The following is a 15,935-nucleotide window of genomic DNA, read 5'->3' on the forward strand; positions in this document are numbered from 1 at the left end:
AATGCATTTGTCAATCAATAAACGGATGTTTCTTTCTTTCCCAATCTTCAAATGTCATCATCTCATGATGTTCTCCTGCATCAATTTCAAGCGGTGCTATGCATTCAAGCAAATTGCCATCTGGGTCAAGAAAGTAAATCGCGGCATGAAATTGTGGCGGATTATCAAGAACTAAAGGCTGCTGCTCTTCCGAAAAACCAAACATCGGATGAATGCTGATCCCTTTTTCTATCAGCCATTCTTTGATTTGCTCAATGCTGGATGTTTCTATTTGGAAGGCGACATGTCGCGTCGCTGGATGATATGGAACAGTGGACATATCAACCTTCCAAAGGCCAAGCCAGCTCTTTCCTTTCTCAATCCATAAAAAGGCCACTCGTTCATTTTCATGAGCAAGGGTTAATTCCAATTTTTCAAAAAAAGAAATGGATGCCTTCAAATCACTCACAGGTAAATGTGCTTCATACAAGCCTTTCATCATCATTTCATTCACTCCTTTACTATCTTCTATTGTGCAGGAATTGAAATCATTCTTCCTCAGCAAAACGATGTATTTCAACCAAGCCATTGGATTGAGATGGTTAAATGTTTGATCCATTGCATATGGGGGAAGGTGTTCAAATAAAAGAAAGGAGTGTTCAATATGCCTTGGACAATGGAAGATTATCCAGCTTCATTCCAATCACTAGACAAAGTCATTCGAAAAAAAGCACTTGAGATTGCCAACAAAATGGTGCAGGAAGGCTATGAAGAAGGTAGAGCGATTCCAATTGCGATCAATCAAGCAAAAGAGTGGAAAAAGAATGCGACAGAAAAAGAAATGGAGGACTTTCACTCTCATGGTTCTGTGACTCCTTCTAAGAAAAGCAGCTCTGCACGACCTGAGCTCATGGATCATGCGCAGCATGTCGTGAAACATGATGAAGGCTGGGCGGTTCAAACTGAAAAAGCGAAGCGTGCAAGTGAGGTAAAAGAAACGAAACAGGAAGCCATCGACCGCGCGAAAGAGATTTCATCTAAAAAAGGAACATCAGTTGTCATCCACCGAACAGATGGGACGATTCAGGATGTGGTGAAGCCAAAATAAGACCGCCCTTTGGCGAGCGGTCTTTTCTTTATGCATTCTTTTCTTTTTTAGCGGGTGCTTTTCTTTTCTTAGGTGCTGCTTTTTTCGTTTTTTCTGGTTTTGATCGATCGATAGAAGCCTGCAAAGCGGCCATCAAATCAGTGACATTGGATGAAGCCTCTTTTTTACCTGTCGTTGCTGGTTGAACGGTATGTTCTCCAGAGATTTTGTCTCCAATGACATTCATCAGCTGCTCTCTGTATTCATCGCGATAAGCGGCTGGATCGAATGTGGTGGTCAGCTGCTCAATTAAAAGGAGTGCTGTATCTAACTCTTTCTTCACGATGTTTTCCTCTTGCGGGATATTCGGGACGTCTGATACTTGTCTAATTTCGTCAGGGAAATGAATGGTTTCCATTAGTAAAATATGTTCGTAGCACCTAACAATCGCTAATTGCTCCTTTGAGCGAATCATGATCTTGGCTACACCGATTTTCCCTGATTCTTGCAACGCTTTTCTTAATAATGAATAAGCCTTTGCTCCGCCGGTATCTGGAGATAGAAAATAACTTCTTTCATAATAGATGGGGTCGATTTCTTCTATCTTCACAAAATCAATAATTTCGACGGCTTTTTCTTCATTTTCTTTTCTCAGCCTTTCGAGTTCTTCCTCATCCAATTCAATGAATTTATTTTTGGCATACTCGTACGCTTTTACAATTTGCTCTGGCGCTACCTCCTCGCCGCAGTTAGCACAAACCTTTTTGTAGTTAATCGGCGTATGGCATTCTTTATGAAGCTGTCTTAATTTAATATCTTTGTTTTCTGTAGCGGTAAACAGCTTGACTGGAATATTCACCAGTCCAAAGCTAATGCCGCCCTTCCATACTGTATGCATCGTAACGCCTCCGTTCTTTTCTCCTTACTATGTAATGTTTTCATCAGAGTTATGTATGTTTATGAAAATTTCATCCCACCATAAGAACACATGATGTAAGGAAGTGAAAAACACAATGAATCCGATGCGTTTAACGTCTGCACATGATATTCCTGCTGGAGCAGACTGGCTGTATGAATTAAAATATGACGGCTTCAGGGCCATTCTTATTTGGGAAAAAGACACCATCCATTTAGAGAGCAGAGCGGGAAAACGATTAAACAAACAATTTCCTGAAGTCATTGAGCAGTGCCAGCAACTAACAAAGCAGCTTGCACCTTTTTTACCGCTGACCCTAGATGGAGAATTGGTCTTTTTACTGAGTGAACAAGAAAGCGACTTTACTAAAGTTCAGCAAAGAGGCCGCCTGAAAAACACAGAAACCATTCAACGCCAGGCTAAGCGGTTTCCATGTCATTTGATTGCATTTGATCTATTGAGGTGCAAAGGGAAATCCCTCGTTGATTTACCGCTGATTGAAAGAAAAGCTGAGCTGCATGAGGTGTTCCAAGCTGCAAATCTTCCTCCCTCCGTTCAGCTGAATCACCCTTCTCTTCTTCAAATCATCCAAACCGATAGCAGCCCTGATGACATGAAAAAAATCATGCTGACCTATTTAGCGGAAGGATTAGTTGCTAAAAAGAAAATGAGTAAATGGCAGGAGCATACCCGCTCGAAAGAATGGCTCAAAATCAAAAATTGGCGGTTTGTATCTGTCATCGTGACTCGTTTTGATAAAGACAATGGCTATTTTCAAGGATGTCTTTATCAAGAAACGAATCTCTTAGAGGTTGTCCAATTTAAGCATGGTTTTTCTAAAGAAGAAGAACAAACCCTGCGCACCTTATTTCTAACCAAAGGTCAAATGACTGGAGCATCACATTATGAAATCCCACCATCCATTGTCGCAAAGATCGCCTGTATTTCTTTTGATGGATCAGCCTTACGTGAGCCCCGGTTCTTTTCGTTTTTATTCGATGCAGATCCAGCAACGTGTACCTTTCAACACATGCTCAAACAGCTTTATCCGCTCCCAGCTATGATTGACGTCACCCACCCAGAGAAACCGGTTGTACCTGCCCTTCATATCACAAAGGCAGATTACTTACTTTATTTGAGGCAAGCCGCTCCCTATTTATTACCCTTTTTACGTGAAAGACGTCTTACGTTAATACGCTTTCCTCATGGCACTGGTGGAGAATCTTTTTATCAAAAGGCAACGCCCGATTATGCGCCTGATTTTGTTGAGACAGATCAAGCGCACGATATTTCTTACACAATCTGTAATGATCCTGACACGTTGCTTTGGCTTGGTAACCAGCTGGCGATGGAATTTCATATTCCTTTTGAAACGAGAGATACAGATCGGCCTGTAGAAATTGTATTTGATTTAGATCCGCCTTCTGTTAAAGAGTTTCACCTAGCAATAGAAGCAGCCAAACGAATCAAGGCCATTTTAGATGGACTCTTTCTCACCGCATTTATTAAAACAAGTGGTGGGAAAGGGCTGCAAGTTTATATCCCATTGAAGAAAAATGCCTTCACATATGAACAAACTAGACAATTCACTGCGTTCATCTGCCAATTTTTATGCGAACAAGCACCCGAGCTGTTTACGCTAGAGCGTCTAAAGAAAAACCGCGGCAACCGTTTATATTTAGACTACCTTCAACATGATGCTGGAAAAACAATCATCGCCCCGTATTCCCCGAGAGGAAACGAGCTTGGACTTGTTGCAACACCGATTGAATGGGAAGAATTAAATAGCGAAGAATGTCATCCTTCTTTATTTACGATGCCGGCTGTTATGAAACGTCTAAAGGAAAAAGGCGATCCATTCCGTCAAATGAGGCACCATGTGAATGATGATTCTTTTCGACAAGTTTTATATCAGCTGCAGGACATATTACCAGCTCATAAAATGGACACACGCGGTCATTAAGCGTTACACTTATTCATTAGAGAGGAAGAAAGGGATGACTATTTTGACCGCACACTCAATACGAAACATTGCACTGATGTTCTTATGTCTTACCGCAGGAATAGTGGATGTTATTGGCTATTTAAGCCTTGGGCATGTGTTTACAGCAAATATGACGGGAAATATTGTACTGCTTGGCATTGCAGCAGGCAGTTCATTGCAGTTAACCGCTCTTCATTCCATCACGGCACTTAGCGGATTTGTTCTAGGTGTTTTATTAGCTGTTGTCATAGGTGGAAAACAAGAAAAAACATTTTGGCCAAAGGCCGTTACACGCATCTTTATCATAGAAGTCATCATCTTGCTTCTATTTGCTCTTATGACCATTTTCCCTTATACGCAAGGTGCTTATTTTATGCTGATTATCCTTTTAAGTATGGCGATGGGCATGCAAACGGCGGCCGCACGCAAATTAAATGTCGCTGGCATTTCTACAACAGTTTTAACGAGTACACTTGCTAACTTATTTGAAGATTTGGCGCAGCGCTTATCAAATCGGGAAAAAAGAAAAGCCCCTATTCAACATGTGAGCTTGCTGCGAATCGGTTCTATTGTCTTTTACTGCCTAGGAGCTGCTTTAGCTGCGTATACAGATGCTTACGATCCGTTTATCATCATTTGGCTGCCTATTTGCATCCTAGGGGTTATCGTGATCACAGCTACATTTAAGCACTTTCACCAATTGAAATAGCCAATCTTAGATGGCTATTTCAACCACTGTGATAAAACATTAATAACTTCTTACATAAAAGCCAGGAGGACGCCCCATAATGAATGTGGAGCCATATGGAGAATATCCAGAAAACGTCCCGAACCCTCCATATCCAGGGTAACCTCCTAAGCCCGAGAACACGCCAGGGCTCACATAATACCCGCCAAAGCCAATATGAGGTCCCACTGCTCCGCCGCTAAAACCGCCGCCATGAAAGCCTCCATACACCCGTGGATCCATACAATCACCTGCCTTCAACTTACACTTCATCTCATCATATGCGTGACAAATGGAGCGGTGTTCCCTCTTTTGTAACAATTTCTATGTACAATAGACCAATTTGTTAAAATTTGAATGAAAAGTCCTGCAAAAAATTAAATTAAGCAAAGAAAGGTGACCTTTTTAACTTGTTGCTCTGCCCTATATTTATTTAGAATAATGGAGCAGGTAACAAATTTGCACACCCCCTTTGTTGCGAATTCTTCTTATTAAACGTTCTTGCAGCGTTTAATAAGAAGAGCCTATTTTCACACATATAAAAAACCCTTGCTGATCATCATCAACAAGGGCGAGAAATGATTGGGTGATTAACCACCAATGATTTTTTCTGCTACTTCGAAAGAACCCGCTACATTTTCAGTTAAAACAGCCGCAGCGACCGCTAAACCCACAACGAATAATACTTTTAATCCTGTTTTCATCTTATATCAACCCCATTCTTTTCATATGTAAATCCGCTTCTAAACTTTTATTCAAGTAAAAAACAGACTGCTCATAAAGTGCTTGCTTTTCACAATACTTTGCAGCAAAGTGAGAAAGCTCTTTCACTTCATGATATTCATTCTTTTCTTCTAACTTTCTTAATTTCTCATCAATTTGCTGAAATCTTTGTGGCACATTGGTTAAGTAAAGATCATGTACGATGCCTATTTTGAGCTGAAACACTTCATGAGAAGCTTCTTTCATTCGGGCATATGCAGCCTCTATATACTGGCTTGCACGCTGCTTTTCACCAATCACACAGAGTTCTCGGCTGATCAGATACGTAGAATGGAAAAAGAAATCTGAATCATAATACTCTTGATGAGACAATGCTTTTTCAAGATGTCGTATGGATTCTTTCGGTTTATTCCAAAATGAATATAAAATGGCCACATTATGGTGGTGCTGAGCCAGCATAAAATCATCCTGTTCGCTCGTCAACACCTCTTCCGCTAAACAATAATTCTCAAGCGCTTCTTCGTACCTGCCAATCTCTGTAAGGTTGGCTGCAATAAGAGAATATGAAAGTGCAGTTCTTCTTTCATAGTGCTTGTGACGTTTATAGACGTGTAGAGCCCTGCGAATATAACTTAATGAAAGCATGATATGACTCAGGCGATAGTAAAGCCACGCGACCTTAAAATCGAAATCAGCGCGTTCAATTTCACTTGGAATTTTATCTAAGAGCTTTTCCGCACTTTGATACATCTGTAATGCAACCTCATAATTCCCCTGATGCTGTTCATACACACCCTCATAAAAATCAAAATAGTAAGCAAGGCGATTAGACAAATCATCATCTTTTTTCCCATAATGGCCTTCTATACTTTTCGTTGAAACATTGCCTTTTTGCCCTCTTAAATTGTACATCAGAATATGATGCCTTTTCTCAAGAAGAGAATAATACATGAGGATGTCAGCATCATCAATTTCCTCTACTGCTTGTTTCGCTTTAGCAAATAGCCGTTCTGCCTCATCTGCATGATCTTTTTTGATTTCCATGTTCCAGTCATTTAATAGTGATGCCAATTCCGCCACAGGAACTTTGCTCATTCTACACCCCCAATCACCTTCAGCTACACCACATGATTTCACTAAATATGGAACTTCTATTAGCAATTGCTAATTCGTCCATTTGACATCATTTTAATATGAATCACTTGAATCTTCAATAACCGATTCCTTTGTTATTGCGTTTCTTTCTCCTAGTCAATGATGCATACACTAAAAATTCCGTCTTTTTTCTATTAAAGGACACGGTTGAATTGAAAAAAAAGCCCTTATTGGGCTTTTTGGATTTATTCCAATCTGATAATGGTTAATGCCGCTCCAACAGATCCCCCGCCAAGTAATACTACGGTTGCGACTAAACCGAATATTTGAAGAGAAATTTGATTCCCTGCTGCAAGTGTTGTAATGAGAGATACATTGTAGGTAGATGTAGATAAAGCAGGTGTTAAAATAGACCCTGCTATGGGTGTTCCGTTGTTAATCACCCTTGTTCCTGCCAGAAGTGCAGCGCTTGTATTTACTTGATACGTGATAAAATATCGCCCTGAAACAGGTACAGTAAACACCGTATTACCACCACTTACGGTAAATCCATCTAAACTTTGGTTATTAGGCAGCGTCACTGCCGTTCCGCCCAAAACAACCAGCACCGTACTTCCCGACGTATTGGATGCGTACATCGAATTAGTTGTTAAACTAGTACCGGTTGGACCTGTGGCACCTGTGGCTCCGGTTGAACCAGTTACTCCCGTTGGACCTGTGGCACCAGTTGTGCCCGTTGCACCGGTTGAACCCGTGGCTCCAGTCGGGCCGGTTATTCCTGTTGAACCCGTGGCTCCCGTTGGGCCAGTTACTCCCGTTGAGCCGGTTACTCCCGTTGGACCCGTGACTCCCGTTGGACCAGTTACTCCCGTTGAACCCGTGGCTCCCGTTGGACCAGTTACTCCCGTTGAACCCGTGGCTCCCGTTGGACCAGTTACTCCCGTTGAACCCGTGGCTCCGGTTGAGCCGGTTATTCCTGTTGGACCCGTGGCTCCCGTTGGACCAGTTACTCCTGTTGAGCCCGTTGCACCAGTTGGGCCAGTTACTCCTGTTGAACCCGTGACTCCCGTTGGGCCAGTTACTCCCGTTGAACCCGTGGCTCCGGTTGGGCCAGTTACTCCCGTTGAGCCGGTTATTCCTGTTGGACCAGTTATTCCCGTTGAACCCGTGGCTCCAGTCGGGCCAGTTACTCCCGTTGAGCCGGTTATTCCTGTTGGACCAGTTATTCCTGTTGAACCCGTGGCTCCTGTTGGACCAGTTATTCCCGTTGAACCCGTGGCTCCAGTCGGGCCAGTTACTCCCGTTGAACCCGTGGCTCCAGTCGGGCCGGTTGGACCGGTTACTCCCGTTGAGCCGGTTATTCCTGTTGAGCCCGTGGCTCCCGTTGGACCAGTTATTCCTCCACACATATTAAGTTGGGCGCACATGTCTCACACTACTTTCAAACTGTGGAATCTTCAAGACATACACACTAATACTGATAATTGAGAGAAAACGAAACGACAATACTTCCAGTCGAGGTTCCACCAGTAGCTAAAATCCCAATCGAGTTCAGATCACTGAGCGTAATGGATCGACTCTCTCCTGGCGGTACCGTGAAATCAGGAACAGCTGTACCGTTTACCTCTAAAGCCACGGTAGGTGCTACAGCCACAATCCCATTGTTTTCCACCATGATGGTTCCGTTTATGACATAAGGTGTTCCATCTGTCCAGACGACAACTGCATCAGCTGCTGCTGCTAAATCAAGTGTGAAGCATACTGCATCATTTACAAAGCCCGCTTGTTCATTACTACATCCGCCTAAAATAGCCATTTTAACCCTCCTTCAACCTAGTCTTGATAGACTATGATCCATTGACCTTTGAAGATTGTGCGATTATCACAGCTTCAAAGCTTTATTTTTCTTCTTTGCACCATGTTGATTTGCATGTCTAATCGTGCTTGCACACTTTCAGTTGATGGAGATTTCAAGATAAATTTCACATCTTTCACAGTAATCGCACGACTTTCTCCCTTTTGGACAAGAAGATCATAACAAAATGTACCAGTTTGAATCCTAATTGCGACTGGTACATCCTGATGATCTTGATGATGCAACACAACAGTTGCCGTATTGAGAAATTTTGTTCCATTCCGCCATACTTCCACCGAACTGGGCGTTGTGGAAAAACAAAGAAAGATGTGGTGAGATTCTATATTCTTTAAAATAAGCGCATCATATACAGGAAGCTCTACTTCAATCATTCCACATAAAAAAGAAAGATCGACAAGAATTTTCGAACTGGATCGATACAAAACTTTTTGACAGCATGTTGATCTATTGCAGCACGGTACAAGAAGTTCCAACAGCACACAATTCTGCTTTTCATTGATAGAGCTCAAAGAAAAATAGCAAGTCTTAAACACACTTCTTTCAAAAAACACCCATGAGTAAAAAGGTTCCCCATCTTCCATGGTGAGCAAAAAGGGAGAACTCATCGAACGTTTGTGAGTAAAGCCTTCTAATTTTGTTTGATTGTTTATCTCTTTTAGTTTACTCATCAATAGGTTTGTCACTTTCAATCAGCCCAATTCCATGCTGTATACATAACTATATGGTCTTTTATCATATGTGCCTTTGACTATTTTGTGCGATTGGATTAGATGATGAGCACAGCTTTTCATTTTTCAAGTTTCTCTATATAATATGAACAAGAACTTCCGTGCCTCAGTAGCTCTAGAAGGGAAGAGCACCGTAAAACAATTGTAGCTAGCGGGTCGCAAGGCAAGGGTTTCAGAAGCACCGAAAAGCAAATGAGCTGAGACAGGTGAAACTCCTGTCGGTGAAATTCCGTAGGGAAGCGTGTTGCCCCCTAGCCTATGCTTACGAAAGGAGTGCGGGTTCGAATCCCGTCTGAGGCTTGATGAATATGGAGGATGAAAACAATGCAGGTTTTTGAAGAATATGTAAGCAATATCGGTCATCCAGAGCTGAAACAGCGCACGCAAGACATCTTACAATGGATTTCAGACACATTCCCTCAATTAGAGCCAAGAATTGCTTGGAATCAGCCCATGTTCACAGATCATGGCACATTTATTATCGGATTTAGCGTCGCAAAACATCACATTTCTGTCGCACCAGAAGGAAAAGGGATTGATCACTTTTCAACAGATATTGTACAAGCTGGTTATGACCATGGAAAAAAGATGTTTCGGATGAAGGAAAGCTTACCGATTGACTATCCTCTACTTAAAAAAATCATTGAATTTAACATTGAAGACAAAGCAGATTGTTCCACATTTTGGCGAAAATAATAAACACCCCGATCTGATTTCATAACAGATTGGGGTGTTTTTTCGTGGACTTACATTTTATTTGGTTCTCTCTCCTGCCCATTTCTGCTCCACCCATTCAAAGCACGACAGAAGTACATTAACGCCCTTTTGGAATAGCAGCAAATAAACAACCGTTACTGCCGTTAAACAAGCGATCACAGCACCTGCCAACACATCAAATGGATAATGAACACCTACCCAAATCCTTGAAAATCCTACAGCGCAGGCAATGAAAAGCCAGTAAATACGACGCTTGTGGAAAAGCCAAAAGACTATACAAATGGAAAAAATAAAAATGGTGTGATCACTCGGAAAAGAGTTGTTCACTTCCTTTTCGATTAAAAGATTAACATGATTCAATTCTGCAAAGGGCTGCTGATTGGAATAAAAGAGCCCAGCGACTTTCCCTAGCATCTCTGCCAAGATAAAGGTCAACCCAGCAGATATCATCATGCATCTGTTTTTTCTGCTTCGGTTTTTTCTGCTTCGGTTTTGAAACCACATGATCAAAAACATGATTGCAATGAACATCACTGAATATTCAGCCAATCCAATAAGAACTGGATTTAAGACATCGTGATTCATACTAAGCTGATTAATCGACCGAAAAACCCGTTCATTAAACTCCTGCATCTCATTTCATTCCTTTTGCTTCGTTTAGGAAAAGGATAAATGAAAAAAGAAGACCGTGACATCGATCGAGCGAACAAAACAAAGGGATCATCTCACATTTTTGTCACTTCATTGTCATCCGGATACCAAGAAACAAAGCACTATTTAGAATGATACTGCTCCCATTCTTTTTTCAGCAAAGCATATTGATAGGTATTTTCATATTTAGGTGTGCCATCTTCATTTGTAGTAAATGAAACAAACTCAAGAAAGAGGCCTTCCTTCCTCATGCCTAAACGCTCACATAATGTTTGAGATCGATCATTGTCATCCTCTACATATGCATATAAGCGCCTTGCTCCTTTATTGACAAATAGATATGACAAGAGCGCTTCAGCACTTTCACGGGCATATCCCTTTCCTTCATATGACGCATGAAAATTCCAGCCAATCGAATACGTATCCGGCTCATCTTTTAGATAAAACAGTTCACCGATAATCAACTGACTTTCTTTTAAACAAACCGCCATATAAGAGTGATCTGCTTTTCTTTTTTGCACCTTAGCTACCGCTTCTTCTAATGTAGAGATTTGATCATCCAGAAAACAATTCACTCTTGGTTGAGACAAGTATGCAAGCATTCCGGGTGCATCTTCATCACGAAATGGTCTAAGAATTAACCGATTTGTTTCTATTTTATCCATAAGACTCTCCTTACTACTTTTTCTTTATCTTTCACTATTTTAGATGTCATGGACTATTTTTGCCAATTTGATTGTATGAACGTATCCATTTTTTTAAACATAATGTCATCAAAACTGCTATAATAGAACATAAGTTTGCATTTTATTGAAAAGGGATGACTTGAAATGATCAAAACGGTAGAAGGCAATATCTTAGACGCAGAAGAAGACATCATCTGTCACCAAGTGAATTGTAAGGGTGTCATGGGAGCAGGATTAGCAAAGCAGATCAAAAGCAAATATCCCAATGTGTATAAAGATTATAAACGGTTATGTGCAGAACAAGGAGATGATTTATTAAGCTCCGTTCAGCTCATCACAACGAGCGACGGAAAAACCATTGCCAACTTATTCGCCCAAGTTGGATACGGAAGAAAAACAAAACAAACAGATGACGACGCATTACGCAGCTGCTTTGAACATCTAAAACAGACAGTGACAAATCCAAATGAAAAGAACCCCCTTCATTCTATCGCCATTCCTTATGGGATCGGCTGCGGCTTGGCAGGCGGCGATTGGACGATTGTTCGAGAGATGATGGAAGAGGTTCTTGGCGATTGTGAAGTGACGGTTTATCGGTTTAAATAGATGAAATGAGAAATTCTGATGAAAACAAATATTACAAAAACCCTCCTTCATTTATTGGAGGGTCATTTGCTAATTGCTATTTGTTATTTTTCAAATAATTTAGCACAGCTTCTTTATCTTCCTCATCTTCAGGTAGAAATCCGAACGTTTCGTATTCCCAAACGGCTATTCTTTGTACATTGTCTATGCCTAATGAATAAACATCATCGTATCCATACTCAATAGAGAATTCCCCTTTATGATCTAATTGGAGGGTAGCTGTTGTCCAAGCACCTAAATCATTTTGTATATATGCCTTTTTCAATGCTTCAAAAATTTCACTAAGTTCGTATAATAAGTGGATGTATGTTGACTTATTTACACTATATTTATGAGGAATTTGATGTCCATTAACATATTCATTTCCATTTTGTTCTTTAAAATAAAACACTATCTCAGCCGAATCATCAAGTATTTCTGCATACATCCAAACTTTATCCCAATCACATGGTATTAATTCATTAATTGATTCTGCTATTTGTTTATAATTTTTTTCTAATTCTTCCATTGGGTTTTAACCTCCAGGTTGATTCTTAATAAATACTTGAGAATAACGTTCTCCAATTTTATACTCCACAGAGAAACTAACAGGTCGTAATGAATCTCCCTTATAGATAGGTTCAATGTTCACTGCTACTTGTTTAGGTGGGTTTGAATTCAAAGCTTTCAACCACCGTTGTTCCATGGTGTACCATTTCCCGCCGCTTCGATTAATCTGTGAATTCATCGGAAGTAGGTTATCAATATCCCCAGACCCTTTAAAAATAGATGCAATTAAATGCCCTCCATCATCATCCAGCAATCGATCCGGCTTACCTGAATTGGATTGAGCATATTGATTTCTTTTGACTTCTCCGTATTTTAAATCACTTGCTTCGACTTTGACAATGCGGCCATAGTGATCTGTTGTGTAGGTGTAACCTTGCTTTGTTGAATAAACGACATTCGGTTTTAATACCTTTTTGCGTTTCCATCGCACATAGTGCTCTCCGTAACTGACAACAGTCGGTGGTGATTTTGGTGCCGGTAAGCGTCTGCCTGTCTTAGAGATTCCGTATCCTGAGTTGTTGTCTAGACGCTTTGCCATGGAGAGGAGTTTATTTTTGAGATTTTCTCCGTCAAACACGTTATAAGGGAGTTTCCCTCCACCAGCCATTTGAAACTTTGGTGAGTATGGCAATAGATTCGGAATAGAGACTCTATCTAATGATTTTGCTCCTTGTTCAAGGCCTTTCTTCACTGTTGTTTTGGCCGCTGTTGTCCCTGTTTTTGTGATGGCTCCTGCCCCTTTAGAACCAAAGACAATTTCTGCAAGAGAACCAGTCGCATAGGCGAACCAGTGTGACCGAGAATACGCATCACCATCTATGACCTCTTTTTGGAATGAGTCTGAAATCGACTTTCCAATCGCTTTCGACGTTTCAATTGGATGAGAAACAGCCGTTACGACCGATTCAACGGCACCTCCAGGATCTGTCACAAGATCGTAGATACCAACTACTGTATCTTTTGCCACATCATATAGACCCACTGCAGCACCTTTTACACTATCAATGAACACCTCCGATGCTTCTTCCTGTGCTTTGATTTGGAGAAGCTGGCTGTAATACATTTTTTGATCATATGTGAGATTCTCATAACCGATCTCATCTACAATCTCAAAGTACTTCGCTTCTGATAGACACGAAGGATCATTGAGCTTTTCTTTCAATTCTTTGATTCTTCGTTTTTCTTTTTCTTCTTTTTTCACCTTTAAATAGGCTTTCACTTGAGCATCAATCTGATCATGGTTCTTGTACACGTCTGTCTCATGGAATGCTTTTGCATCATAATACATTGGCTGCGCATTTTTTCCTTTTCCAGTAGCAGCCATCATCTTTGCATAAAAAGTGTTGAGGTGATTCTCAACCGCTTCTGAATTTGCGTATTCCGTTTTCAAATCATTGTCTATTTGATGTAAAACTTCAATGGTCTCTTTTCTTTTTTTGTTCGCATCGTCTAAATGTTCATTGACCTCTTTACTTGAAAAAGTATGTAATTCAATTAAATCACTGATATCGTCAAAAATAGTGGAAAGTGCCTCTTTTTGTTCTTTGACCATATCTTTATTGTTCTGAATCCCTTGTTTCAATTGAGTGTCTAAAAAGTGCTCATCAATAAAAGTACTCCCGCCTAATGATTCATCATCAAGCTTTCCTTTCACCCCATCTAAAAAAGCTTTCTGCATATCGATAAAATCAAGATATGTGTCTGTGTACAGCGCAAGATCCTCATAAAAAGATTTGATATTGTCTGCACCTTTTCCAGTAAATTCATCACCTAAGCCCGACACACTTTTTAATGCTTTTTTCACAAGTTTCATTTCTTCTTGAAGCTCATGATAAGCCTTTGATCTCTGTTCTACAGCTGATAGTAAAGATGGAGCATCTAATATTTTCATATAAAAAGGACTCCTTTTATGGCATATTCTTTTACTAGAATACCATAAGGAGTCTGACACTTTAATCCACTTTATCGTTTTTTAACCAATTATCTATCAGAGCTACCTCTTGATACATAAGTAACTTGTTTATAAAAATACATCATTGAAAGTTATTGATAATTGTATACAATGCTTTCTTTAGCACAACCTTATCATCATTTGACAAGTTTTGGAGCGCTGTATTGTTCAGCTCAATTGTTGCTGCTTCAACTTTTTCTCTAATGGCTAAAGATTTTTGAGTCGCCTCTACTAAAATATTTCTTCGATTTTTTGGATCTATTGTGCGTTCAATTAAGTCAGCTTTTTGCATTTTATCTAAAATTCCAGAAACTGTTGAGGCTTCTAAATACACAAGTTCTCCAATTTGTTTGGGAGATAGCTGGCCCTCTCTCCACAAACAGTTCAACACACCATATTGAGCGGGTGTCAAATCACATTCCTCTAAAAGCTTACTAAAGTACTTAAACACTTTATTTTGACTAACACTTAGTAAAAAATTTATGCACTCTGATAATTCCATTTTATCTCCCCCACATTGACTTTACCTATAATATCATGGTAGTTTTTTAATTGAAATACTTTTGCACCAGAAATGTTTTGTCATAACATATTTTTAGAGAGGAAGATAAATAGTGGATTCATTTAAAGCGATTCTAGTGACAGAAAAAAATGATCAAATTTGTTATGATCTTCAAAATGTAAGTGTGAATGATCTATCTGAAGGAGAAGTATTAATTAAAGTAGCATATTCTTCAATCAATTATAAAGATATGCTGGCTGTTCAAAAAAATGGAGGTGTTATTCGTAACTATCCAATGATTCCTGGAATTGATCTAAGTGGGACTATCGTTCATACAACAGATCATCGTTTCGTAGAGGGTCAACATGTTATTGTCACAGGTTTCGCTATGGGCATGAGCCACACTGGAGGTTTTTCTGAATATGCTAGAGTACCTGCGGATTGGATTGTTCCTTTGCCAAATAACTTGACTTTAAAAGAAGCAATGATTTTTGGAACAGCAGGCTTTACAGCCGCTCTTTCGATCATGGCTTTACAGGAAAATGGGATGAATACAAAAAATCAACCTCATATACTCGTTACAGGTTCAACTGGTGGAGTTGGTAGCATCGCGATACAATTATTATCTAAAATTGGGTACAAAAATATTCATGCTTTAGTGCGTAAAGATCATCAAGTCGACATTGCAAAATCTTTAGGAGCAACTGATGTCATTTTTGCAAACGAGTTAGGAGAGCTCAAAAAACCATTAAACAAGCAAAAATTTGACTTCGTCTTAGATACCGTAGGAGGAGATGTGGCTTCTGTCATAATACCTCAAATTTCTTATGGTGGAAGCATGAGCATGTGCGGGAATGCAGGTGGAATTAAATTAACAACAACTGTGTTACCTTTTATTTTAAGAGGGATCAACCTTCTAGGGATCGATTCTGTAAATGTACCAATCAATAAACGCAAAGTCATTTGGAACGAGATAGCAAACGAATGGAATATCGCCCAAACGACTCTAGTCAATGAGATTACTCTCGATACGTTACCTGAAACAATTGAAGCCATTAAAAATGGCCAACATTTAGGAAGAACAATTATTAAATATTAAACTCTATTTGAACTATATTA

The 15,935-nt window shown here is 40.0% G+C and carries 18 protein-coding genes; 6 read left to right on the forward strand and 12 right to left on the reverse strand.

From position 1 onward, the window contains the following. Positions 1–10: 10 nt before the first annotated feature. Positions 11–484 (reverse strand): VOC family protein, encoded by a 474-nt coding sequence (locus ES896_RS16645; RefSeq protein WP_052321078.1) that lies wholly within the window; start codon positions 482–484, stop codon positions 11–13. Positions 485–643: 159 nt separating this feature from the next. Here ES896_RS16645 and ES896_RS16650 point away from each other — a divergent pair, with 159 nt between their 5' ends. Next, positions 644–1,087 carry a DUF2188 domain-containing protein gene (locus tag ES896_RS16650; RefSeq protein WP_052321077.1) on the forward strand — a complete coding sequence of 148 codons (444 nt, stop codon included), beginning with the start codon at positions 644–646 and terminating at the stop codon, positions 1,085–1,087. A 28-nt stretch (positions 1,088–1,115) separates the two neighbouring features. Here the strand turns inward: ES896_RS16650 and ku are convergent, their stop codons facing one another. Beyond that, positions 1,116–1,964, reverse strand: coding sequence for a non-homologous end joining protein Ku (ku, locus tag ES896_RS16655; RefSeq protein WP_007499384.1), 849 nt, complete (start codon positions 1,962–1,964; stop codon positions 1,116–1,118). A gap of 115 nt (positions 1,965–2,079) precedes the next feature. Between ku and ES896_RS16660 the strand changes: the two genes are divergently transcribed. Next, complete coding sequence (locus ES896_RS16660) at positions 2,080–3,945, forward strand: DNA ligase D (RefSeq protein WP_135227054.1); 1,866 nt, start codon at positions 2,080–2,082, stop codon at positions 3,943–3,945. 34 nt (positions 3,946–3,979) lie between these two features. After that, positions 3,980–4,675 carry a YoaK family protein gene (locus ES896_RS16665; RefSeq protein WP_008343947.1) on the forward strand — a complete coding sequence of 232 codons (696 nt, stop codon included), beginning with the start codon at positions 3,980–3,982 and terminating at the stop codon, positions 4,673–4,675. A 39-nt stretch (positions 4,676–4,714) separates the two neighbouring features. On the opposite strand, the gene ES896_RS16670 is transcribed toward ES896_RS16665, so the two are convergent. The 5 genes from ES896_RS16670 to ES896_RS20435 all read right to left on the reverse strand — a co-directional run bounded on the left by ES896_RS16670 (position 4,715) and on the right by ES896_RS20435 (position 9,055). After that, positions 4,715–4,936 (reverse strand): hypothetical protein, encoded by a 222-nt coding sequence (locus ES896_RS16670; protein WP_008343948.1) that lies wholly within the window; start codon positions 4,934–4,936, stop codon positions 4,715–4,717. A gap of 462 nt (positions 4,937–5,398) precedes the next feature. Then, positions 5,399–6,511 carry a response regulator aspartate phosphatase gene (locus ES896_RS16675; protein WP_135227055.1) on the reverse strand — a complete coding sequence of 371 codons (1,113 nt, stop codon included), beginning with the start codon at positions 6,509–6,511 and terminating at the stop codon, positions 5,399–5,401. Positions 6,512–6,756: 245 nt separating this feature from the next. After that, positions 6,757–7,938, reverse strand: coding sequence for a BclA C-terminal domain-containing protein (locus ES896_RS16680; protein WP_135227056.1), 1,182 nt, complete (start codon positions 7,936–7,938; stop codon positions 6,757–6,759). 44 nt (positions 7,939–7,982) lie between these two features. Further along, positions 7,983–8,327, reverse strand: a complete 345-nt coding sequence (locus ES896_RS16685; RefSeq protein WP_008343952.1) for a DUF3992 domain-containing protein — start codon at positions 8,325–8,327, stop codon at positions 7,983–7,985. A 74-nt stretch (positions 8,328–8,401) separates the two neighbouring features. Next, complete coding sequence (locus tag ES896_RS20435) at positions 8,402–9,055, reverse strand: CotZ-related putative spore coat protein (RefSeq protein ID WP_035392640.1); 654 nt, start codon at positions 9,053–9,055, stop codon at positions 8,402–8,404. Between the two features lie 384 nt (positions 9,056–9,439). On the opposite strand from ES896_RS20435, the gene ES896_RS16695 reads away from it, so the two are divergent. Next, positions 9,440–9,811: an iron chaperone gene (locus tag ES896_RS16695; RefSeq protein ID WP_035700892.1), complete on the forward strand. Its 372-nt coding sequence runs from the start codon at positions 9,440–9,442 to the stop codon at positions 9,809–9,811. Positions 9,812–9,868: 57 nt separating this feature from the next. Here ES896_RS16695 and ES896_RS16700 read toward each other — a convergent pair whose 3' ends face one another. Further along, the gene (locus ES896_RS16700) at positions 9,869–10,465 is read right to left on the reverse strand and encodes an undecaprenyl-diphosphatase (RefSeq protein ID WP_135227057.1); all 597 of its coding nucleotides are present in this window, start codon (positions 10,463–10,465) and stop codon (positions 9,869–9,871) included. 140 nt (positions 10,466–10,605) lie between these two features. Further along, positions 10,606–11,148: a GNAT family N-acetyltransferase gene (locus ES896_RS16705; RefSeq protein ID WP_052320859.1), complete on the reverse strand. Its 543-nt coding sequence runs from the start codon at positions 11,146–11,148 to the stop codon at positions 10,606–10,608. Positions 11,149–11,313: 165 nt separating this feature from the next. On the opposite strand from ES896_RS16705, the gene ES896_RS16710 reads away from it, so the two are divergent. Further along, the gene (locus ES896_RS16710) at positions 11,314–11,775 is read left to right on the forward strand and encodes a macro domain-containing protein (protein ID WP_135227058.1); all 462 of its coding nucleotides are present in this window, start codon (positions 11,314–11,316) and stop codon (positions 11,773–11,775) included. Positions 11,776–11,851: 76 nt separating this feature from the next. Here ES896_RS16710 and ES896_RS16715 read toward each other — a convergent pair whose 3' ends face one another. The 3 genes from ES896_RS16715 to ES896_RS16725 form a co-directional block, all read right to left on the reverse strand. Beyond that, the gene (locus ES896_RS16715; protein ID WP_074042019.1) at positions 11,852–12,322 is read right to left on the reverse strand and encodes a TIGR01741 family protein; all 471 of its coding nucleotides are present in this window, start codon (positions 12,320–12,322) and stop codon (positions 11,852–11,854) included. Between the two features lie 6 nt (positions 12,323–12,328). Next, complete coding sequence (locus ES896_RS16720; RefSeq protein WP_135227059.1) at positions 12,329–14,254, reverse strand: T7SS effector LXG polymorphic toxin; 1,926 nt, start codon at positions 14,252–14,254, stop codon at positions 12,329–12,331. A 142-nt stretch (positions 14,255–14,396) separates the two neighbouring features. Beyond that, a complete protein-coding gene (locus ES896_RS16725; RefSeq protein WP_048003264.1) occupies positions 14,397–14,816 on the reverse strand; it encodes a MarR family winged helix-turn-helix transcriptional regulator in 420 nt (139 codons plus the stop codon). A 112-nt stretch (positions 14,817–14,928) separates the two neighbouring features. On the opposite strand from ES896_RS16725, the gene ES896_RS16730 reads away from it, so the two are divergent. After that, entirely contained in the window at positions 14,929–15,915 is a 987-nt protein-coding gene (locus ES896_RS16730; RefSeq protein ID WP_135227060.1) for a YhdH/YhfP family quinone oxidoreductase, read from the forward strand. Positions 15,916–15,935: the final 20 nt, after the last annotated feature.

Origin of the sequence: Bacillus sp. 005/A4HT-01/001 (assembly GCF_004634445.1) — a bacterium.
Lineage (GTDB): Bacteria > Bacillota > Bacilli > Bacillales > Bacillaceae > Bacillus > Bacillus altitudinis.